The organism is Microbacterium sp. NPDC078428 (assembly GCF_044542535.1).
Taxonomy (GTDB): domain Bacteria; phylum Actinomycetota; class Actinomycetes; order Actinomycetales; family Microbacteriaceae; genus Microbacterium; species Microbacterium limosum.
This window is the reverse complement of record NZ_JBITUP010000009.1, coordinates 25725-46844: the sequence shown is the minus strand read 5'-3', so window position 1 is coordinate 46844 and position 21120 is coordinate 25725. Positions and strand designations below refer to the sequence as shown.

18 protein-coding genes are annotated in these 21120 nt (G+C 72.0%); 8 read left to right on the top strand and 10 right to left on the bottom strand.

What is annotated here, in order from left to right; all coding sequences use genetic code 11:
• Nucleotides 1-81: 81 nt before the first annotated feature.
• On the bottom strand, nucleotides 82-1584 hold the full coding sequence (locus ACIGCK_RS14075; protein WP_396666872.1) for a protoporphyrinogen/coproporphyrinogen oxidase: 1503 nt from the start codon (nucleotides 1582-1584) through the stop codon (nucleotides 82-84).
• The gene (gene hemE / locus ACIGCK_RS14070; RefSeq protein WP_396666871.1) at nucleotides 1581-2624 is read right to left on the bottom strand and encodes a uroporphyrinogen decarboxylase; all 1044 of its coding nucleotides are present in this window, start codon (nucleotides 2622-2624) and stop codon (nucleotides 1581-1583) included. The genes ACIGCK_RS14075 and hemE overlap by 4 nt, the downstream gene beginning before the upstream one ends.
• Before the next feature lie 100 nt (nucleotides 2625-2724).
• On the opposite strand from hemE, the gene ACIGCK_RS14065 reads away from it, so the two are divergent.
• Genes ACIGCK_RS14065 through ACIGCK_RS14055 form a run of 3 tightly spaced genes read left to right on the top strand, consistent with a single transcriptional unit; the run spans nucleotide 2725 to nucleotide 5149 of the window.
• Complete coding sequence (locus ACIGCK_RS14065) at nucleotides 2725-4083, top strand: glutamyl-tRNA reductase (RefSeq protein ID WP_396666870.1); 1359 nt, start codon at nucleotides 2725-2727, stop codon at nucleotides 4081-4083.
• Between the two features lie 59 nt (nucleotides 4084-4142).
• Entirely contained in the window at nucleotides 4143-4724 is a 582-nt protein-coding gene (locus tag ACIGCK_RS14060; protein WP_396666869.1) for an HhH-GPD-type base excision DNA repair protein, read from the top strand.
• On the top strand, nucleotides 4721-5149 hold the full coding sequence (locus tag ACIGCK_RS14055) for a DUF1801 domain-containing protein (protein WP_396666868.1): 429 nt from the start codon (nucleotides 4721-4723) through the stop codon (nucleotides 5147-5149). Before ACIGCK_RS14060 ends, ACIGCK_RS14055 begins: the two co-directional genes overlap by 4 nt.
• 35 nt (nucleotides 5150-5184) lie before the next feature.
• On the opposite strand, the gene ACIGCK_RS14050 is transcribed toward ACIGCK_RS14055, so the two are convergent.
• The 3 genes from ACIGCK_RS14050 to ACIGCK_RS14040 all read right to left on the bottom strand — a co-directional run bounded on the left by ACIGCK_RS14050 (nucleotide 5185) and on the right by ACIGCK_RS14040 (nucleotide 8767).
• Complete coding sequence (locus ACIGCK_RS14050; protein WP_330170593.1) at nucleotides 5185-6570, bottom strand: glycine--tRNA ligase; 1386 nt, start codon at nucleotides 6568-6570, stop codon at nucleotides 5185-5187.
• Nucleotides 6571-7256: 686 nt separating this feature from the next.
• The gene (locus ACIGCK_RS14045) at nucleotides 7257-7952 is read right to left on the bottom strand and encodes a GNAT family N-acetyltransferase (RefSeq protein ID WP_396666867.1); all 696 of its coding nucleotides are present in this window, start codon (nucleotides 7950-7952) and stop codon (nucleotides 7257-7259) included.
• A gap of 35 nt (nucleotides 7953-7987) precedes the next feature.
• Nucleotides 7988-8767 (bottom strand): alpha/beta hydrolase, encoded by a 780-nt coding sequence (locus ACIGCK_RS14040; RefSeq protein WP_330170596.1) that lies wholly within the window; start codon nucleotides 8765-8767, stop codon nucleotides 7988-7990.
• A gap of 51 nt (nucleotides 8768-8818) precedes the next feature.
• On the opposite strand from ACIGCK_RS14040, the gene ACIGCK_RS14035 reads away from it, so the two are divergent.
• The 3 genes from ACIGCK_RS14035 to ACIGCK_RS14025 are packed head-to-tail and all read left to right on the top strand — an operon-like array spanning nucleotide 8819 to nucleotide 13182.
• On the top strand, nucleotides 8819-10126 hold the full coding sequence (locus ACIGCK_RS14035) for a peptide synthetase (RefSeq protein ID WP_396666866.1): 1308 nt from the start codon (nucleotides 8819-8821) through the stop codon (nucleotides 10124-10126).
• A gap of 48 nt (nucleotides 10127-10174) precedes the next feature.
• Nucleotides 10175-11614, top strand: coding sequence for an MFS transporter (locus ACIGCK_RS14030; protein WP_396666865.1), 1440 nt, complete (start codon nucleotides 10175-10177; stop codon nucleotides 11612-11614).
• Nucleotides 11615-11649: 35 nt separating this feature from the next.
• Entirely contained in the window at nucleotides 11650-13182 is a 1533-nt protein-coding gene (locus ACIGCK_RS14025) for a peptide MFS transporter (RefSeq protein ID WP_396666864.1), read from the top strand.
• 13 nt (nucleotides 13183-13195) lie between these two features.
• Here the strand turns inward: ACIGCK_RS14025 and ACIGCK_RS14020 are convergent, their stop codons facing one another.
• Nucleotides 13196-13987: an IclR family transcriptional regulator C-terminal domain-containing protein gene (locus tag ACIGCK_RS14020; RefSeq protein ID WP_396666863.1), complete on the bottom strand. Its 792-nt coding sequence runs from the start codon at nucleotides 13985-13987 to the stop codon at nucleotides 13196-13198.
• A 73-nt stretch (nucleotides 13988-14060) separates the two neighbouring features.
• Between ACIGCK_RS14020 and ACIGCK_RS14015 the strand changes: the two genes are divergently transcribed.
• Together ACIGCK_RS14015 and glpK are read left to right on the top strand one after the other, a co-directional pair.
• On the top strand, nucleotides 14061-15029 hold the full coding sequence (locus ACIGCK_RS14015; RefSeq protein WP_396666862.1) for a sugar-binding transcriptional regulator: 969 nt from the start codon (nucleotides 14061-14063) through the stop codon (nucleotides 15027-15029).
• A 97-nt stretch (nucleotides 15030-15126) separates the two neighbouring features.
• Nucleotides 15127-16635 (top strand): glycerol kinase GlpK, encoded by a 1509-nt coding sequence (gene glpK / locus ACIGCK_RS14010; RefSeq protein ID WP_396666861.1) that lies wholly within the window; start codon nucleotides 15127-15129, stop codon nucleotides 16633-16635.
• A gap of 12 nt (nucleotides 16636-16647) precedes the next feature.
• On the opposite strand, the gene ACIGCK_RS14005 is transcribed toward glpK, so the two are convergent.
• The 4 genes from ACIGCK_RS14005 to ACIGCK_RS13990 all read right to left on the bottom strand — a co-directional run bounded on the left by ACIGCK_RS14005 (nucleotide 16648) and on the right by ACIGCK_RS13990 (nucleotide 21083).
• A complete protein-coding gene (locus ACIGCK_RS14005) occupies nucleotides 16648-18354 on the bottom strand; it encodes an FAD-dependent oxidoreductase (RefSeq protein WP_396666860.1) in 1707 nt (568 codons plus the stop codon).
• A 98-nt stretch (nucleotides 18355-18452) separates the two neighbouring features.
• Nucleotides 18453-19622 (bottom strand): thiolase family protein, encoded by a 1170-nt coding sequence (locus tag ACIGCK_RS14000; protein ID WP_396666859.1) that lies wholly within the window; start codon nucleotides 19620-19622, stop codon nucleotides 18453-18455.
• 55 nt (nucleotides 19623-19677) lie between these two features.
• The gene (locus ACIGCK_RS13995; protein ID WP_396666858.1) at nucleotides 19678-20322 is read right to left on the bottom strand and encodes a 3-oxoacid CoA-transferase subunit B; all 645 of its coding nucleotides are present in this window, start codon (nucleotides 20320-20322) and stop codon (nucleotides 19678-19680) included.
• Nucleotides 20319-21083: a 3-oxoacid CoA-transferase subunit A gene (locus ACIGCK_RS13990; RefSeq protein ID WP_396666857.1), complete on the bottom strand. Its 765-nt coding sequence runs from the start codon at nucleotides 21081-21083 to the stop codon at nucleotides 20319-20321. The genes ACIGCK_RS13995 and ACIGCK_RS13990 overlap by 4 nt, the downstream gene beginning before the upstream one ends.
• Between the last annotated feature and the right edge of the window lie 37 nt (nucleotides 21084-21120).

The following is a 21120-nucleotide window of genomic DNA, read 5'->3' as shown; positions in this document are numbered from 1 at the left end:
TCTTCGGATGGATCAATCGGTCAGGTCACCAGAGTAGACCCGTATGCCGATTTCGGCATCCACCCTTGACACACGCGGGTTTCAGGCCCAGAGTGCGCCGTGGCGCAGCCGATCGGCCTCGGCGATGGCGTCGGGAATCACCTGAGCCAAGCCCGTTCCGGCGATCCACGCCCCCACGACGCCCAGCCCCTCCTGCTCGCCGACCGCGGCGCGCGCGCGCGCCGCGGCGTCGGCCTGGCCGATCACCGACGCGGGCTGGCTCTGCTCGTATCGCTCCCGTCGCGCGGCGACCAGCACCGACGGCGGCAGATCCACCCCGAGCAGCGCGGATACCTCGGCGAGCGCGAGACGCGCGGCACCGTCCTCGTCCAGGGCGGCCGTCGCGGGGGCCTCCCCCTGCGCACCGAACGACACCCGTACGACGTGCCTGCCCGTCCCCGCGGCCGCCGCGACCCACGGCCACTTCGCCGTCACATGGGTGAGCGCCTTGGCCGTGTGGACGCCCGGAACGCACAGCACCCCGCTCCCGCGGGGCGCGTCATCCAGCGCCGGTGCGTCGACGACGAGAGTCACGACCTCGACGACGGGCGCCGGGCGCTCGCCCGCCGCGGGCAGCTCCGGCACCACGGGGGCGAGCAACCGCCGAGCGGCGTCCTCGGGGACCGCCACGACGACGACGTCGGCGAACAGCGAAGAGGGCTCGGAGCCGAGGGAATCGGCGTCAGGCGCCTCGGCGTCCCGCACCGTCCTCTCCGCGACGTCGACCCGCCAGCCGCCCTCGGCGCGTTCGATCACCACGGCCTCGCTGTTCGTCCGCAGCTCGACGTCGAGCTCGCCCAGCCGTCGCACGAGCGCATCGACGAGGGTCGACATCCCTCCCTCGAGCCCGTTGACGGCGGCGCCGGGGGCCGCGGCGGGCTTTCCGCCGCGCAGGGCCGCCACCGCGCCGCTCAGCGATCCCGCCCGTGTCAGAGCGGCGTTGAGGCCCGGCGCCGCGGCATCCACGTCGATGTCGTCGGGGCGTGCCGAGTAGACGCCCTGCACGACGGGGGCCACGAGGCGGTCGAGCACGCGGGCGCCCATGCGGGAGCGCACCAGGGTCGCGAGGCTGTGCTCGTGTCCGATCGTCAGGACGGGACGCAGGCGGTCGACGTACGCGCGCCACGCTCCCGGCCAGCCGATGACGCGCCGCACGTCGGGCGCGAACGGATTCTCCGGGATGCCGAGCACCCCGCCCGCGGGTATCGGCGCCGCCCCCACGCCGGGGACGCCGGCGAGCCAGGCGCGACCGCCCGCCGGGGCGACGACGCGATCGCCGATGCCGAGCTCGTCGATCAGGGCGCGCACGTGGCCGCCGCGCGTGGCGTAGCTCTCCGCGCCCACATCGAGCGCGAGCCCGCCGACGTCGGCGCGGCGGACGGCGCCGCCCGGCGTCGCGCCACCCTCGAGCACCGTCACCGTCAGGCCGACCTTCGCGCATTCGAGGGCGGCCACGAGCCCGGCCACGCCCCCTCCGATCACGACGACGCGCGTCGCGGCCGCACGCTCCCGCAGGCCGCCCGCCCCGCCGAGGGAGTCGCTCACGCGCGACCCGAGTGGACGAGCTCGACGATACGGGTGAGGACCGCCGGATCCGTGTCGGGCGGAACGCCGTGACCGAGGTTCACGATGTGCGCGCGCGCCGCGCGCCCGCGGCGCAGCACGTCGAGCACATGGGTCTCGAGCACGGGCCACGGGGCCTGCAGGAGCGCGGGATCGATGTTCCCCTGCACCGTCACGTCGGGGCCCAGCAGCTGCGCCGCCTCGTCGAGCGGGGTCCGCCAGTCGGCGCCGACGGCGTCGGCGATCCCGCCGAGGCGCATATCGGGCAGGATCGGGCCGGTCCCGACGCCGAAGTGGATGATCGGAACCCTGCCGCGCGCGTCCTCGAGCGCCGCGCGCGAGTGCGGCGCGGCGAAGGTGCGGTAGTCCTCGGGCGAAAGCGAGCCCGCCCAGGAGTCGAAGAGCTGAACGGCGGATGCCCCGGCATCCGCCTGCACGGCCAGGAACTCGCTCGCGACCCGTGCGAGCCACCCCGCGAGGCGATGCCACGACTCCGGGTCGGCGTGCATCATCGCCCGCGCCCGCAGGTGCTCCTTGGACGGGCCGCCCTCGACGAGGTACGCCGCGAGCGTGAAGGGCGCACCCGCGAAGCCGATGAGCGGCGTGCGCTCGCCGAGCTCGGCGGCGATGATCGCCACGGCGTCGCGGATGGGCTGCGACGCGGCCGCGACCTCCGCGGGGTCGATGGAGGTGAGCGCGACGACATCGGCGGCCGTGCGCACCGGATCGGCGAAGACGGGACCCCGGCCGGGCTCGATCTCCACCGCCACACCCGCCAGGCGCAGAGGCACGACGATGTCGCTGAAGAAGATCGCGGCGTCCACGCCGTGTCTGCGCACCGGCTGCAGCGTGATCTCGGCGGCGAGAGCCGGATCGAGGCACGCGTCGAGCATGCGCGTGCCGACGCGCAGCTCGCGATACTCCGGCAGCGAGCGCCCCGCTTGGCGCATGAACCACACCGGTGCGGTGTCGGGACGGTCGCCGCGGAGGGCGCGCAGCAGCGGAGTTTCGGAGAGGGGCATGGGCTTCATTCTCCCATCCGGCCCCGGGTCGAATCCCGCCGGATGTCTCGACCACGAGCGACCTCAGCGAGCTCGCTCCCGCACCGGGTAAACTGGAGACGTGTTGCTGTGCGTCACGGCGAGTCATAAGACCGCCGGCTTCGATCTCCTGGAGCGGCTGAGCGTACACACGACCGACATCGCTCCGCTCATCGCGGAGCATGACGAGTGCGTGCGCGGTGCCGTCGTGCTCGCGACCTGCAACCGCTTCGAAGCGTACGTCGACATGGACGAGCCGGTCACCGCCGCGGGCGCCGTGGGCGTCGAGGCGGCGCTGCTCGCCGTCGAGGCCGCCACCGGCGTGACCGCCGCGGAGTTCGACGGGTCCTACTCCGTCGTGGCCGGAGCCGACGTCGCCGAACACCTCTTCGCCGTCGCCTCCGGGCTCGAGTCGGTCGTCGTGGGCGAGGGCGAGATCGCGGGTCAGGTGCGCCGTGCGCTGGGCGACGCCCGCAAGCTCGGCACGTCATCCGGCGAGCTCGAGCGCCTCTTCCAGCGCGCGAGCGAAGCCCAGCGCGGCGTGAAGAACTCCACCGCGCTCGGCCGGGCCGGCCGCTCGCTCGTCCGGCTGTCCCTCGACCTCGCCGACAGCCGCGTGACCGACTGGGCGGCGCTGCGCGTGCTGCTCGTGGGCACGGGCGCCTACGCCGCCGCCACGCTCGCCGCGCTACGCGACCGCGGGGCGGACGACATCACGGTCTACTCGCCGTCGGGCCGGGCGCAGAAGTTCGCGACGAAGCACGGCCTGGTGTGGACGGACGACGCCGCCTACCCGCGCACCGCCGCGGCATCCGACCTCATCATCACCTGCACGACCGCCGACCACCACGTGCTCGACGCGGGAGTGCTGCGCCAGGGTCGCTCCGAGCTCGGCCTGGACCTTCCGCGCATCGGCGAGGCCGCGGCATCCGGATGCCCGATGGGCGGCTCGGCCTACGGCGGCGGCCGCAGCCTCGTCATCGACCTGGGCCTGCCGCGCAACGTCGACCCCGACGTCGCGACCGTGTCCGACGTCGACCTGCTCGACCTCGAGACCATCCGCCTGCACGCGCCCCTCGAGGAGCTGCAGGCCACCGACGCCGCGCGCGAGATCGTGCGCGCCGCCGCCCGCCGCTTCACGCAGGCGGGCGAGCGCCAGTCGCTCGCCCCGGCGGTCGTGGCGCTCCGCCAGCACGTGTTCGGTGTGCTCGACGACGAGATCTCGCGCGTTCGCACGCGCGACGACGACGGCCGCACGGAGCAGGCCCTGCGCCACCTCGTCGGTCGGCTCCTGCACACTCCCACCGCGCGGGCGCACGACCTGGCGGCGCAGGGGCGCGCCGACGAGTACGTCGCGGCGCTCGGCGCCCTCTTCGGCATCGAGGTGCCGGCGCAGGAGGCCGAGCGGGCGGCCGCGCAGGCCGACTCCGCCACCGCCTGAGCCGGATTCCCACGACCGACGGGGTGTGCCGCGGGGGCCCCGAGTGCGAGACTGGGGTGATGACGCTCCATATCACCGGCGATGCCGATGCGGACGAGCTGCTCACGAACGATCCCCTCGCGTTGATCATCGGCATGCTGCTCGACCAGCAGATCACCATGGAGACGGCCTTCTCAGGGCCCGCGAAGATCCGCGATCGCATCGGTGGGCTCGACGCGGGGGCCATCGCCTCGTACGACCCCGAGCAGTTCGCCGCGGCGTTCTCGCAGACGCCGTCCGTCCACCGTTTCCCGGGATCCATGGCGGGGCGGGTCCAGGCGCTCTGCGCCACCATCGCCGAGGAGTGGGGCGGGGATGCCTCAGCCATCTGGACGCGCGACCACCCCGACGGCCGCGAAGTGCTGCGGCGCCTGAAGGCCCTGCCGGGGTTCGGCGAGCAGAAGGCGAAGATCTTCCTCGCACTGCTGGGCAAGCAGTGCGGTTACACGGGTGAGGGCTGGCGTCAGGCATCCACCCCCTACGGGGACGCGGGTGCGTACCGCTCCGTCGCCGACATCACCAGCCCGATGTCGCTCGCCAAGGTGCGCGAGTACAAGAAGGCCATGAAGCAGGCGGCCGCGCGCGCGAAGGGCGAGGGATGAAACTCACCGGTGGCGACGTCGACGCCTTCCTCGCAAAGATCACTCCGGCCGCACGCCGCCGAGATGCCGAGATCCTCGTCGACCTCCTCCGCGAGGTCAGCGGGCAGGAGCCCGCGATGTGGGGCACGGTCATCGGCTTCGGCTCGTGCCACTATCGGTACCCGACGGGGACGGAGGGCGACTCCCCCGTCATCGGCCTGGCGCCCCGCAAGCAGGCGTGCACGCTGTACCTGCTCGACGGCATCGCTGCGCACCGGGACGACCTGGCCTCCCTCGGCCCGCACTCCACCGGGGTCGGATGCCTCTACCTCAAGGACGTCGGCGCGATCGACCGCGAGACCCTGCGCCGCATCCTCGTCCGCTCGCACGGCTTCGTCGCGGCGGGCGGCGACGGAGAGTACGCGCACCTGACTGTCACCGCCTGAGGCGCGGCGGCCCTCGGCCGGTGAGGCGCCGCGGGTCAGGCGCCGCGGAGACGCTCGGCGAGGTGGGCGTGCAGCCCGTCCAGGGGCACCCGCTCCTGCGCCATCGTGTCGCGGTCGCGCACCGTGACGGCGCGGTCCTCGAGGGTGTCGAAGTCGACGGTCACGCAGAAGGGCGTGCCGATCTCGTCCTGGCGGCGGTAGCGGCGCCCGATCGCGCCGGCGTCGTCGAAATCGATGTTCCAGTCCCCGCGCAGCTCGGCCGCGACCTCCCTCGCAACGGGCGAGAGCCTCTCGTTGCGCGAGAGCGGCAGCACCGCGACCTTGACGGGCGCGAGGCGCGGGTCGAGCGCCAGCACCGTGCGCGTGTCGGTGCCGCCCTTCGCGTTCGGCACCTCCTCCTCGCGGTAGGCGTCGACGAGGAACGCCATCATGGCGCGGGTCAGACCGAACGACGGCTCGATCACGTACGGCGTGTAGCGCTCGCCCGTCGCCTGGTCGAAGTACGAAAGGCTCTGACCGGATGCCTCGGAGTGGCTCGTGAGGTCGTAGTCGGTGCGGTTGGCGATGCCCATGAGCTCGCCCCACTCCTTGCCGGGGAAGCCGAAGCGGTACTCCACGTCGATGGTTCCGGCCGAGTAGTGCGCGCGGTCTTCGACGGGAACGTCGTAGCGCCGCATGTTGTCGGGGTTCACGCCGAGGTCGACGAACCAGTTCCAGCAGTCCTCGACCCAGGACTCGAACCACTGACCGGCATCCTCCGGCGGGGTGAAGAACTCGATCTCCATCTGCTCGAACTCCCGCGTGCGGAAGATGAAATTGCCGGGCGTGATCTCGTTGCGGAACGACTTGCCCACCTGGCCGATTCCGAACGGCGGCTTCTTGCGCGAAGCGGTGAGCACGTTCGCGAAGTTCACGAAGATGCCCTGCGCCGTCTCGGGGCGGAGGTAGTGAAGGCCCGTCTCGTCGTCGACGACGCCGAGGTACGCCTTGACCAGGCCCGAGAACGCCTTGGGCTCGGTGTACTGGCCCTTCGTGCCGCAGTTGGGGCACGGGATGTCGGCGAGACCGTTCTCGGCGGGGCGACCCTTGCGGGCCTCGAAGTCCTCGATGAGGTTGTCGGCGCGGAACCGCTTGTGGCACTGCAGGCATTCCACGAGCGGGTCGGTGAACGTCGCGACGTGACCGGATGCCTCCCACACGCGCTTGGGGAGGATGATTGACGAGTCGAGGCCGACCATGTCGCCCCGGCCGCGCACGAAGGTCTGCCACCACTGGCGGCGGATGTTCTCCTTCAGCTCCGTGCCGAGAGGGCCGTAGTCCCACGCCGATCGGGATCCGCCGTAGATCTCGCCCGCCTGGAAGACGAACCCGCGGTGGCGGGCGAGGGCGATCACTTTGTCGAGGCGGGACTGTTCGGCCACGGTGGCTCCAGAGGCAGGTGGGGGCTGGGGGCGCGGACACCGAGCGGCGCAGCGAGGCCGCGGCATCCCCTCGATCCTAGTCGCGGTGATCCCCGGCGCCGCCCGACGCCCCCGGCGCCGGGTACCGCCGCCCACCGGGAACAGGCGAACACCCGGAGACAGGAGGATGCCGCGCGAAACGTCCTGCGCCGGGCGCTCCTCCTGTCTCCGGGCGGCCGAAGGGGCACGCGAGGTCGTGGCTCGCCGCGGCGTGGGCGCTCGTGTGCATCGTCTTCGCCGCCGACGACGGCCTGCAGCTGCATGAGCGCGCAGGCTGGGCCGCCCTGGACGCGTTCCCGGAGATGGGGACGACCGCCATGCATCTCGGCGAGCTCGTCTGGGCGGGAGCGATCGGAGCGGTGCTCGTCACGGTCGTCGGCATCGCCCACTGGCGATCCGGCCCGTCGGCGCGGTCGTTCTCGCGCATCCTCGCCGCGCTCATCGCCGTCCTGATCTTCTTCGGCGTGGTGATCGACGCCGGCCACCACCTCTTCCTCGAGTACCCCGTCTTCGACGCCCCGATGACGGCGCTCGAGGACGGCGCTCGAGGACGGCGGCGAGATCGTCACGATGTCGTTCGTCGTGAGCTTCCTGTTCGCCGTCGCCTTCGCGGGGCACCGCCCGGACGCACGCGCGTGGCCCTCGCGTCAGACGCGCGGGCGGACGAACAGGTAGCCGCGCTCGTCGTCGAATCCGCCGATGACGAGGCCCTCCGACAGATGCCCGAGGATGGCCTCGCGCACGCGGACGCGCCACCGCGCGGCATCCTCGGGATCCTCGGCGCGCACCGCCTCGATGTCTCGTGGGATCTGCACCGAGGCGACGACGTCGGCGTCGTCGGGCGTCGGGGCGGGGGGCGCCGCGAGCGCCCACGTGACCATCAGCCGGTCGGTCTCGTCGCCGCTCTCGATGCCGCCCCGCAGCGCGCCGTAGTGGTTGGGCAGGTACTCGATCGCGCGGGTGCCGAGCACGCGCAGATTGAAGTGGGCGTTGCGCGCCCCGAGCGGGTCGAAGGTCCAGGTGATGTGACCGACGTCGCGGGCGAACGCCCATTCCTTCTGGTGGTTCTTCAGCATCCGCCCCCAGCCCTGCCCCTGCCGTTCGGGCGCGACGCCCGTGATGTGGGAGTGCATCGCTCGACGCGCGGGCGCGCCGAAGAAGCCGACGGATGCCCCGACCATCTCGCCGTCGTCGAACACGCCAACGACGTAGTTGCCCGAGTGCTGCAGGGCACGCAGCACCGACGCCGGCATGACGTCGCGATCGCCGCCCCAGATGCGCCGGATCATGACCGAGGCCTCGGTCATCTCGTCCATCTCGGTCAGCTCGCGGATCTCTCGCATGCCACCAGTCTGCACGGATGCCGGGGCCGCCGGCGTCATGCCGACGTCGTGACGTGCTCGGCGAACAGCCCCGGCCACGCCATCACCCCGTACGGCGAGCGCGCGATCACGACCCGGCTGCGGGGGATCAGCTCGTGCAGCTTGTTCGCCGTCTTCAGCGGGTGCGTGCGATCGCCGCTCCAGGCGAGGATGAGCGTCGGCACGGCGATCTGCTCGATCAGCCGCTTGGGCGGGAAGTCCGTCGCCGCCGCGCCTCGCAGCACGGTGGGCAGCAGGCGCTCGTCCACGCTCGGTCGGGTCAGCGGCGCATCCGCGAGCGCCGGCGGAACGGGCGCCGTGCTGCCCTGTTCGTGGAAGGCGCCGATGCCCTCCCGCTCCACGAGGTCCGCGCCGTCGAGATAGGTCTGGGCCTGCGCGCGCCGCGACCCCCACGCCGTCGGGGGGACGACGAGGGTGAGGCTCGCGAAGCGCCGCGGGTCGCGCACCGCCGCATGGAGAAGCGTGCCCGTTCCCATCGACGGCCCCACTCCGTGCACGCGCTCCCCGGGTGCGACGTGGTCGAGCAGCGCGAGGAGGTCGCCGGCAAGGCTGTCCCAGCCGTAGTCCTGCGCCCGGAGGGTGCCGGAGGAGTTGCCGTGCGCGCGCGCGTCGAAACGGAGCACGCGATGGCCCCGCAGCGCCCGCCCGAGGTCGAGTCCCAGCTGGGCGTCGCGGTCCCGGCTCGAGGTCAGGCCGTGCAGCTGGACCACGAGCGGACCGGCATCCCCCGCGATGTCGTAGTCGATCCTCGCGTCGTCGATCTCGAGAACGGGCACGGCACCTCCGGGACATCTGCGCGAGATCGGGGGCCCCTAGACTACGCCGCTATGCGCCTGACGAACGTCACCCAGATGACCCTTCCCGAGGGGCGTCTCTCCAGCTACGGCGTGCGCGTCTCGGGCGCCGCGATCCGTCGCCTTCCCATCTCGTTCGACCAGCGGCGCCACGTCGGCGAGGGCGAGAGGGACGGCTCGTGGATGGCCGTCGCCTTCGAGCCCGACGGGTCGCCGAGCAGGGAGGATCTCGCCACGGCGTGGGACCGCGTCGTGGCACGCCACGGCACGCTCCGCACCGTCTTCTCGCGGGATGCGGACGGAGACCTGATCCTCGAGGAGAGGGCGACCGAGCCCGGCGAGTGGGTCGAGCACCGCGCCGACGGCGGCTCCGCGCCCCGCGACGTGCTCCGACGCGCGCTGGATGACCGGTGCCACCCCTTCGGCGCGCCGTCTCACCGGCTCTGCGTGCTCCGGCCCGCCGATCGTCGACGACGCCCCACGATCGTGATCGCGGCGGACCACTCGCACGTCGACATGTGGTCGCTCCTCGTCCTGGTGCGCGACCTCCTCACCGAGCTCCGGATCGAACCCGAGCCCGCACCCGCCCCGCCGGCGTCGTTCGCCGAGCACACCGGCCATCTCGCGCAGCTCCCCTCCGCACCGGAGGAGATCCACGGGCGCTGGGAGGACATCCTCCGCGCCGGCGACGGGGCGATGCCGACGTTCCCGCTGCCGCTCGGCGACGTGAGCCGGCCCCGCGAAGAGGTCGTCGAGGTGCGCGACGTGCTGGATGCCTCGGAGGCCGCGGCGTTCGAGGCCGCGGCCTCCGAGGCAGGGGTGCGCGCCAGCGCGCTCGGCGTCTCCGTCCTGACGGATGTCACCGCGACGCTCTGCGACGCCCCGCTGCGCGCGGTCTTCCCCGTGCACAGCCGCCACGAGCCCCGCTGGCTCGACTCCGTCGGCTGGTACATCACCAACTCGGTCATCGAGTGCGCCGACGCCGACCCCCGGGCCGCCGCCGCGGCGATCCGGGAGGCTCTCGCCCTCGGGTCCCATCCGCTCCAGCCGATCCTCGCCCCCTACGGGGGCATGCCCGCGCGTCCGGGCATGTTCGCGATCTCGTGGCTCGACACGCGGCGGCTGCCCGCCGTGCCGCCGGGCCTGCGCATCCAGTACGTCTCCGCAAGGGTGCGCACGGACGGCGTCATGATCTGGTTCATCGTCAACGAGAGCGGACTCCACCTGCGGTGCCGCTACCCCGACACCGCGCAGGCGCGGGCGAGCGTGGGCCGGTGGCTGGATGCCGTGCAGGCGGGACTGCGCGAGCGTGTCGCACCCGCGCGGCATCCGTCCCACTGACCGGGGACGCCGGCCCGGCCCGGGAGAGTGCGCCGATAGCCTGAGGCCGTGGGTTCGGATGAGGAAGACAGGCTTCGCCTCACCCGGCTGACCCCGCAGTGGGCCATCGTCGCCGTGCTCGCGCTCGGCGGACTGTGCGCGTCGTTCATGTTCACCCTCGTCGTGCCGATCCAGTCGGCGCTGCCCGCGCTCCTCGACGCACCCCGCGAAGACACCGCGTGGGTCGTCACCGCGACGCTGCTGACCGCCGCCGTGGCGACCCCGATCTCGGGTCGGCTGGGCGACATGTACGGCAAGCGCCGCATCGTCCTGGTGCTGCTCGCCCTGCTCGTCCTGGGGTCGGTGATCGCGGCCCTGTCCACCTCGATCGTGGGCGTCATCATCGGGCGCGCCCTGCAGGGCGCCGTGACCGGCGTCGTGCCGCTCGGCATCGCGATCCTGCGCGACGTGCTGCACCAGGACCACCTCGGCACGGCGGTGGCCCTCATCAGCGCCACGATGGGCGTCGGCGGAGCGATCGGGCTGCCCGTGAGCGCGCTGATCACCGAGCGCGCCGACTGGCACGCCCTGTTCTGGGTCGCCGCGGGGCTCGGCGCCGCGGTCTTCGCGCTCGTGCTGTGGATCGTGCCGGTGAGCGTGCTGCGATACCCCGGCCGGTTCGACTACGTGGGGGCCGCGGGGCTGGCGCTGGGCCTGACCGGCATCCTGCTCGCCGTCTCGCGCGGCGGCGAATGGGGCTGGGCATCGCCCGCCACCGTCGCCTGCGGCCTGGGCGGCATCGCCGTGCTCCTGGTCTGGGGGCGGTATCAGCTGCGCACGCCGGAGCCGCTGCTGGATCTGCGGGTGGCCGGCCGGCGCCCCGTGCTGCTGACCAACATCGCCTCGATCGGCATGGGTTTCGCACTGTTCGGCTCGAACATCCTCTTCCCCCAGATGCTCGAGCTTCCGATCGGATCGGGGGCGGGGTTCGGGCTCTCCCTGATCGGCGCCGCTCTCGTCGTGATGCCCTCGGGGCTCATCATGATGATGATCTCGCCCGCAGCGGGCTGGCTCTCGCGGGTGTTCGGGCCGCGGCTGCTGTTCACGCTCGGGGCGCTCTCGGTCGTGTCGGCGTACGCCTTCGTGCTCGTCCTCTCCCACGAGGTCTGGCATCTCGTCGTCGCGAACTGCCTCGTCGGCGTGGGGATCGGGTTGAGCTTCGCGGCCATGCCGATGCTGATCATGCGCGCCGTGCCCGTGGAGGAGACCGGGGCATCCAACGGCCTGAACGCGCTGTTCCGCTCGGTCGGCACGAGCAGTGCGGCGGCGGTGCTCGGCGGCGTCCTGGCAGCGATGTCGCAACCGTTCGAGGGGGTCGCCGTCCCCACGCCCGCGGCCTTCCAGCTGGGCTTCTGGATCGCGGGCTCCGCCGCCGTCGTCGCGCTCGTGCTGACGTTCTTCATCCCGCGCCACCCGGCGCCCATGCGGCACGCGTCGATCCCCCGTTAGGCGTGCCGCGCGGCATCCGGCGCTACCCTGGCCGCATGTCGAAGACGCGCGGCGGGACGCCGGAGCAGAGCCCCGTCGGAGCCCCCACCGCCCGGCGCGGCGAGACCGAGGCGAACGGCCGAGGCACGGGGGACGGCGACACCCGCTTCTTCGGGCAGCCCTGGGCCCTCGCCCACATCTTCGGGGTCGAGATGTGGGAGCGCTTCAGCTTCTACGGCATGCAGGGCATCCTGCTCATCTACCTCTACTATTCCGCCGCCCAGGGCGGGCTCGGGATGCCGGAGACCGTCGCCGCCGGCATCGTCGGCGCGTACGGCGGCGCCGTGTACCTCTCGACGATCCTCGGCGCCTGGCTCGCCGACCGGCTGTTCGGATCGGAGCGCGTGCTCTTCGCGAGCGCGATCGTCATCATGGCGGGTCACATCGCCCTCGCCCTGCTCCCCGGCTTCCTCGGGGTGGGCATCGGTCTCGTGCTCGTCGCGGTGGGCTCCGGAGGGCTCAAGGCCAACGCGACATCCGTCGTCGGCACCCTCTACTCCGCCGACGACCCCCGCCGAGACTCGGGCTTCTCGCTCTTCTACCTGGGGATCAACCTCGGCGCGTTCGCCGGACCCCTGCTGACGGGACTGCTGCAGACGACGCTCGGATTCCACTGGGGCTTCGGCCTGGCCGCCGTGGGGATGGCGCTCGGACTCATCCAATACTCCTTCGGCCGGAAGCAGCTTCCCGCCGAGGCGCGCCGGGTGCCCAACCCGTTGCCCCGCGGCCGCTACGGCGTCGTGATCGGCATCGGGCTCGCGGGGGTCACGGCGATCGCCGTCGCGGTGCTCCTCGGCTGGATCCGCGCCGAGAACCTCGCCACGGTCGTCATCGCCGTGACCCTCCTCGCCACCATCGCCTACTTCGTCGTGATCCTCGCCAGCAGCCGGATCACCGCCGTCGAGCGGTCGCGCGTCGTCGGCTTCATCCCGCTCTTCATCACGAGCGTCGCGTTCTGGTCGCTCTACCAGCAGCAGTTCACCGTCGTGACGATCTACTCCGACCAGAAACTCGACCGCGACATCCTCGGGTGGGAGATGCCGGTGTCCTGGGTGCAGTCCATCAATCCGATCTTCATCATCCTGCTGTCGGGGGCGTTCGCCGCCCTGTGGCTGAAGCTCGGGCGCCGGCAGCCCTCGACCCCCGTGAAGTTCGCGCTCGCCGCGGTGATCATGGGCCTCGCGTTCCTGCTGTTCCTGCCGTTCGCGGGCGGCGGACCCAACTCGACGCCCCTGCTCGCGATCGTCGGCATCCTGTTCGTCTTCACGGTGGCGGAGCTGCTGCTCTCCCCCGTCGGGCTGTCGGTCGCCACCAAGCTCGCCCCGGAGGCGTTCCACACCCAGATGGTGGCCCTGTTCTTCCTCTCGGTCGCCCTCGGCACGGCGATCGCGGGCGAGCTGGCGAAGTTCTACGACCCGACGAACGAGGTCCCCTACTTCTCGATCCTCGGCGCCATCGCGATCGTGGTGGGGCTCGCCCTGCTGGCCTCGGTGAAGCCGGTGCTGGCCCTCATGCGCGGCGTCCGGTGACCGAGGGCCCGCTTCAGACCAGGCGCAGTTCGGCGTCGATCGCCGCCCCCGTACGCAGCAGCGCCGGGGTGTAGCGGGCAGCCTGCTGTGCGGCGTCGCCGCTGCTCGCGCTCATCGACACGTTGATCGCCGCGATGACGGTCCCCGCGCGGTCGTGCAACGGCACGGCGATCGAACGCAGCCCCGGCTCGAGCTCGCCGTCCACCAGCGCCCACCCCTGCTCGCGGATGCGCGCGAGTTCGGCGCGAAGCGTCCCCTCGTCGACGATCGTGCGGGGGGTGATGGCGCGCAGCGGGGTCGATTCGATCACCGAGGACGCGGTCTCGTCGGGAAGGCCCGCGAGCAGCGCACGGCCCATGCTCGTCGCGTACGCGGGGAAGCGGGTGCCGATCGTGATGCGGACGCTCATGATCCGTCGCGTGGGCACCCGCGCGACGTACACGATGTCGGTGCCATCCAGCACGCCCGCCGACACGCTCTCGTCCACCTCGCGCGACAGCCGCTCGAGGTGCGGCTGCACGATCTCCGGCAGCGTCAGCGACGACAGGTAGCTGAAGCCGAGCTCGAGCACGCGCGGGGTGAGGGCGAAGGTCCGGTCGTCGCTGCGCACGTAGCCCAACGACTCGAGCGTCAGCAGGAATCGGCGCGCGGCCGCGCGCGTGAGCCCCGTGCGGCGCGCGACATCGCTGAGACTCAGCTCGGGATGCCCGGCGTCGAAGGCGCGGATCACGGCGAGCCCGCGCGCGAGCGACTGGACGAACTCCCCGGATGCCCCGGCATCCGCCCGCGCCCCTGGCTCCTCCATCGCGCCCACCCTACCGCCGCGGCGGCGCGCGAACTGAAACAATGACCACCATCGATGCACGAAGGGGCGTTCCATGGTCGATGCCGAGCGGGATGACGAGCGCACGCGCGGGGCGCTCCGAGCCGCGCAGATGTACTACATGCAGGACCTCACGATGGAGGCGATCGCGAGGGAGCTGCACACCTCTCGATCGACCGTCTCGCGGCTGCTCAGCCACGCTCGGCAGAGCGGACTCGTCGACATCCAGATCCGCTCGCCGTTCGACGCCGCCTCCCACACCGAGCGCGACCTCTCCGCTCGCTACGGCGTGGCCGTGCACCTCGTGCCGACGCCGCCCGACGTCAGCGACGTCGACCGGCTGGAGCGGGTGGCGCTGACCGCGGCGCGCATCCTCGCCCGGTTCATCGACTCGAACATGACCCTCGGCATCGCGTGGGGATCGACCGTGAGCGCGATCAGCCGCCACCTCGCCGCGAAGGACACGCACAACGTCACCGTCGTGCAGATGAACGGCGCCGGCAGCTACCTGACCACCGGCATCGATGTCACGAGCGAGATCCTGCGTCGATTCGGCGAGGCCTACGGCGCCAAGGTGCAGCACTTCCCGGTACCGGCGTTCTTCGACGACCCCGCGACGAAAGATGCCGTGTGGCGCGAGCGCAGCACGCGACGCGTGCTGGACATCCAGTCCCGCATGGACGTCGCCCTGTTCGGCCTGGGCTCGCCGTTCGCCGAGGTCCCGAGCCAGGTGTACATCGGCGGCTACCTCGACGACGGCGACTTCGCGACCCTCGACCGGGACGAGGTCGTGGGCGATGTCGCGACGGTGTTCTACCGCGTCGACGGCAGCTGGCAGGACATCGAGCTCAACCAGCGCGCCACCGGTCCGGCATTCGACGAGCTGCGCCGCGTGGCCCGCCGCGTCTGCGTCATCGCCGGCGAGCAGAAGCTGCCGAGCTTGCGCGGCGCCCTCAACGCCCGCCTGATCACCGACCTCGTCATCGACGAGGGCTCGGCGCGGCGCCTCCTCGCAACCCCCTGACGCACGTTCGTGCACGGGGTGGCACGCATGCGTCCGCCCTCCGTAACGTAAGCAGAGGTCTCGCCGTCGCGACGCTTCACCGACAAAGGAGTTGCCGATGTCCTTCATCCTCGCCCTCGACCAGGGCACCACGAGCACCCGCGCGATCGTCTTCGACCGCCGCGGGCGCGTCGTGTCCTCCGGTCAGCTGGAGCACCGGCAGATCTTCCCCCGCGCCGGGTGGGTCGAGCACGACGCCATGGAGATCTGGCACAACACGCAGGAGGTGATCGGCGTGGCGCTCGCCCGCGCCGACATCACGCGGCACGACATCGCGGCCGTCGGGATCACCAACCAGCGCGAGACGACCGTGCTGTGGGACAAGCGCTCGGGCGAGCCCATCCACAACGCCATCGTCTGGCAGGACACCCGTACGCAGCCGCTCGTCGACCGCATGGCGGAGGACGGCGGGCGTGACCGCTTCCGCGATCTCACCGGGCTGCCCCTGGCGTCCTACTTCTCCGCGACGAAGATCGCCTGGATGCTCGAGAATGTCGCCGGCGCGCGGGAGCTGGCCGACGCGGGCCACCTCGCCTTCGGCACCACCGACACCTGGCTCCTCTGGAACCTCACGGGAGGCCCGGACGGCGGGACGCACGCGACTGACGTGACCAACGCCAGCCGCACCCTGCTGCTCGACCTGGCGTCGCTGCAGTGGCATCCCGAGCTGCTCGACGCCTTCGGCATCCCGGCGTCCGTCCTGCCCGAGATCCGGTCCTCCTCCGAGGTGTACGCCGAGATCGAGCCGTCGAGCCTGCTCCGGCGCGTGCCCGTCGCGGGGATCATGGGCGATCAGCAGGCGGCGACCTTCGGCCAGGCGGCCTTCACGCCCGGTGCGAGCAAGAGCACCTACGGCACGGGGAACTTCCTCGTGGTCAACACGGGCGACACGCCCGTCCGCTCCCAGAACGGCCTGCTGAGCACCGTGGCCTACCGGCTGGGCGACGAGCCGGCCGCGTACGCGCTCGAAGGCTCGATCGCGGTGACGGGATCCCTCGTGCAGTGGCTGCGCGACAACCTCGGCATCATCGACAGCGCACCCGCGGTCGAGGCGCTGGCGGCATCCGTCGACGACAGCGGCGGGGTCGTGATCGTGCCGGCCTTCTCCGGCCTCTACGCCCCCCACTGGCGTCCCGATGCGCGCGGCGCCATCCTCGGCCTCACGCGGTTCGCCGACCGCCGGCACATCGCCCGAGCAGCCCTAGAGGCCGTCGCGATGCAGACCCTCGAGGTCGTCGACGCGGCGAACGCCGATATGGGAACGCCGATCACGCAGCTGCGGGTCGACGGCGGGATGGTGCAGAACGACCTTCTGATGCAGATGCAGGCCGACTGTCTCGGCATCCCGGTGGTCCGCCCGAGCGTGTCGGAGACCAGTGCGCTCGGCGCCGCCTTCGCCGCGGGGCTCGCGGTCGGGTTCTGGTCGGGCCTGGAGGAGCTCGAGTCGCTCTGGCGCGAGGACCGCCGGTGGGAGAGCACGACGACGCCCGAGGAGCGGGCCCGCCTCCTCGAGCGCTGGCAGGGTGCCGTCTCGCGCACCCTGGACTGGGAACGGCAGGAGCCGTAACCCCGGACGCGCTCAGCGGGCGCGCTGGCGGGCTCCGGCGCGGGTCAGCGTGACGCCGTGCCGCTCGCGCAGCTCGGTGATCGCGAGGGCTCGTTCCGCCTCGACGCGGGCGTCGTCCCAGCCGGCCGCCTCGGCGAGGGCCGAGAGGACCTGCTCGAGCACCTCGCCCGTGAGGTCGCCCGTGAAGGCGAGGTCCGTACGGCGCAGCACGACATCGGTCGCGTGGACGACCTTCTCCTGCGACACCATGTAAGCCACCTCGGCGGTCGACAGGAGCGGGCCCGCGATGGCCTCGTCATCCGGCTCCACCTCGGCGATGTACCGGGCGACGTCCCGCGCGCGGGTGCCGTAGCGCTCGAGGAGCACCCTGCCCCGCTCCGGCGAGAACCCGCCCAGCTCGCGGCGGATCCAGGCATCGGCCTCCGCCGGCGAGGGGAAGTCCCGCCCGCCGCCGATGGCCAGGCCGTCGGTGGACACGACCCGCTCACGTCCGATGAGGGCGAGCGTGCGATCGGCGAGGTGTTCGCCAAGGGCGCGGAAGGTCGTCCACTTGCCGCCGACGAGGTCGAGCATGGGTGCTCCCGGACCCTCGGCGTCGACGATGCGGTAGTCCCGCGAGACGAAGCCGGGGGCGAGGTCGTCATGGCGGGGCAGGGGGCGGATGCCGGAGAACCGGAAGACGATGTGCGACCGGTCCACCGCGATGTCGGGGAAGACCTGCGCGATGAGGTCGAAGAAGTAGTCGACCTCCTCCTCGGTGCACACGGCGGGTTCGGCCGGGTCCGCGTCGATGTCGGTCGTGCCGACGAGCACGCGGTCCTTGAGCGGATACACCAGGACGATGCGGCCGTCGTCGTGCTCGAAGAAGATCTCCCGTCCGCCGGTGGCGGCCAGCAGCTCCGGGTGGTCGAGCACGATGTGCGAGCCCTTCGTGCCGCCGGTCAGTGCGCTCTCGCGACCCAGTGCGGCGTTCGTGAGGTCGAGCCAGGGGCCCGCGGCGTTCACGATGACTCGCGCGGCGATCGTCTGCTCGCGCCCGGTCAGGAGGTCGCGCACGATCACCCCGTTCGGCGCCGCGCCGACCGCCTCGACGTACGTGAGCGCGGTCGCGCCCTCGTGGCTCTCCGCATCGAGCGCGACATCCAGCGCCAGGCGCTCGGGGTCGCGCAGCGACGCGTCGTAGTAGGTCGCGGTGAAACGGAAGTTCTCCGCCAGGCGGGGAAGCTCCTCGCGAGACGCCTTCTTCCCGAGGAACCGATGGCGCGGCACTGCGCCGCCGTCGCGCGAGAAGAGGTCGTAGATGGTCAGGCCGACCTTGATCAGGAGGGCACCGCGGGCCTTCGGCTTGCCCTGCGTGTGCGTGAGGAAGCGCAGCGGGGCGGCGAAGAGCCCTGAGAACACCGTCGTGATCGGAATCGTGGTGCGAAGGGGGGACACATGGTGGGGCGCCGTGCGTAGCAGCGCGTTGCGCTCCCGAACGGATTCGCGCACGAGGCGGAACTCGCCGTTCTCCAGGTAGCGGATGCCGCCGTGGATCATGTGGCTCGACGCCGCGCTCGCGCCTGAGGCGAGATCGCCCCGCTCCACCAGCAGGACGCGGACTCCCTGCATCGCGAGATCGCGGAAGGTCGCGAGGCCGTTTATGCCGCCTCCGATGATGAGAACGTCGTAGTCCGGGTCGGCGAACGCGGTCGCGACATCCGGGCGTGGATCAGCCATGTGTCAGTCCTTTCCACAGGCCAGGATCACGCGCCGAGCAACAATGCGCAAGCGATCTGCACACACGTGCAGATCGCTTGCGGCTCGCGGTGGTCGGCTCAGCGCTCGAGGACGACCGCCAGCCCCTGGCCCACCCCGATGCAGATCGCGGCGACCGCGACGCCGCCGCCACGGCGCGCGAGCTCGTGCGCCGCGTGCCCGATGATGCGGCCACCGGAGGCTCCGAGCGGGTGCCCGATCGCGAGCGCCCCTCCGTGGATGTTGAGCTTCTCGGGGTCGAGTTCGGGCCAGCCCGCCAGGCACGCGAGGCTCTGCGAGGCGAAGGCCTCGTTCAGCTCGACGAGATCGACGTCGGCCCAAGTCCTTCCCGCTCGCGCGAGGGCCTTGTTCGCGGCCTCGATCGGGGCGATCGGGAACTGATCGGGATCGACGCCGTGCGCCGCGCGACCCGTGATCCGGGCGAGGGGCTCGGCATCCAGAGCACCCTCGGCACCCACCAGCACGGCCGATGCGCCGTCGTTGATCGACGACGAGTTGCCCGCCGTGACGGTGCCGTCGGCGGCGAACAGGGCCTTGAGCCCCGCCAGCTTCTCCACCGACGTGTCGCCGCGGATCCCCTCGTCGCGCGCCAGCTCCGCACCCGGCACCTGCACGATCTCGCCGTCGTAGACACCGTCGGCCCACGCCTGCGCCGCGAGTCGGTGCGAGCGCACCGCGAACTCGTCCTGCGCCTGCCGGGAGATGCCCCACTCGCCCGCGATCTTCTCCGCCGACTCCCCGTTGCTGATCGTCCAGTGCGAGGGCAGCGCCTTGTTGATCATGCGCCAGCCGATCGAGGTGTTCCACATCGTCTGATTGCCCACACCCGGCCACGGCTTCGGCGACTTCTCGACGACGTAGGGCGCACGGCTCATCGACTCCACGCCGCCGGCGAGGACCAGGTCGGCGTCGCCCGACTCGATCGCCCGCGACGCCTGGATCACGGCCTCGACGCTCGAGGCGCACAGGCGGTTGACGGTCACGCCCGTCACGGACGTGGGGAACCCCGCGAGGAGAGCCCCGAAGCGGGCGACGTTGCGGTTGTCCTCGCCCGCCTGGTTGGCGTCGCCGAAGATCACGTCGTCGATGCGGGCGGGGTCCGCCCCGCTGCGCTCGAGCGCCGCCTTCATGACGAGCGCGGCGAGGTCGTCGGGCCGCACGCCGGCGAGGGCACCTCCTGCCCGGCCGAAAGGCGTGCGGACGGCGTCGTAGATGACGGATGCGGTCATGTCGGTACCTCTCGTGTGGTTGGAGCCCTGTCGCGGCGGTCGCCCTGCGGCTCGCTCACCGGGCGGGCGCGAGCCTGAGCCCCGTCAGCTCCTGCAGGGACTCGACGGTGTTCTCCCCGAACGCCTCGCGCAGGGCGAAGCCGTCGGGGGTGACGTCGAACACCGCGTGGTCGGTATAGACCCGGCTGACGCATCCCACGCCCGTCAGCGGGTAAGTGCACGCCTCGACGAGCTTGGATTCGCCCTGCTTCGTGAGCAGGTCGGTCATGACGAAGACGTCCTTCGCGCCGATCGCGAGATCCATCGCGCCGCCCACGGCGGGGATCGCGCCCGGCGCACCCGTCGACCAGTTGGCGAGATCGCCCGACTGCGAGACCTGGAAGGCGCCCAGCACGCACACGTCGAGGTGGCCGCCGCGCATCATCCCGAAGGAGTCGGCGTGGTGGAAGTAGGCGGCCCCGGGCAGCGCCGTGACGGGCTGCTTCCCGGCGTTGATGAGGTCGGGATCGATCATCCCCTCGGCGGGGGCCGGTCCCATCCCGAGCAGCCCGTTCTCCGTGTGCAGGATGATCTCGAGGCCCTCGGGCAGGTAGTTCGCGACGAGGGTCGGCGCGCCGATGCCGAGGTTCACGTAGGCGCCCTCGGGGATGTCCGCCGCGATGCGCTGCGCCAGCTCCTGGCGCGAGATGCGAGTGCTCACTGCCGACCCCCCTCGGTGGTGGATGCCGCGGCATCCGCCAGCGGGCGCCCTTCGATGTCGACGCCGCCGACGAACTCGCCGTCCCGCAGCCAGGCGCGCTCCCCGACCGCGACGACGCGGTCGACGAAGATGCCGGGGGTGACGACGGACTCGGGGGAGAGCGAGCCGAGCGGCACGACCTGATCGACCTGCGCGATCGTCGTCGTCGCGGCAGCCGCCATGATCGGGCCGAAGTTGCGGGCCGTCTCGCGGTAGACGAGGTTGCCCCAGCGGTCGCCCGAGAGCGCGCCGATCAGCGCGTAGTCGGCGCGGATCGGGTACTCGAGCACGTAGCGGCGCCCGTCGATCTCACGCTCCTCCTTGCCCTCGGCGAGCTCGGTGCCCACGCCCGTGGGCGAGAAGAAGGCGCCGATCCCCGCGCCCGCCGCGCGAATGCGCTCGGCGAGATTGCCCTGGGGAACGAGCTCGAGCTCGATCTCCCCGTCGCGGTAGAGGCCGTCGAAGACCCAGGAGTCGCTCTGGCGCGGGAACGAGCAGACGATCTTGCGCACCTGCTTGTTGGCCAGCAGCGCGGCGAGCCCGGTGTCCCCGTTGCCTGCGTTGTTGTTCACGATCGTGAGGTCGCGGGCGCCGTGGGCGATGAGGGCGTCGATCAGCTCGACCGGCTGGCCGGCGCGCCCGAACCCCCCGATCATGACGGTCGCCCCGTCGGGGATGTCGCCGACCGCGTCTGCGACGGTGGACACGGACTTGTCGATCACGCGCTCTCCTCACCAAGTGTTCGCTATGCGAACGCAT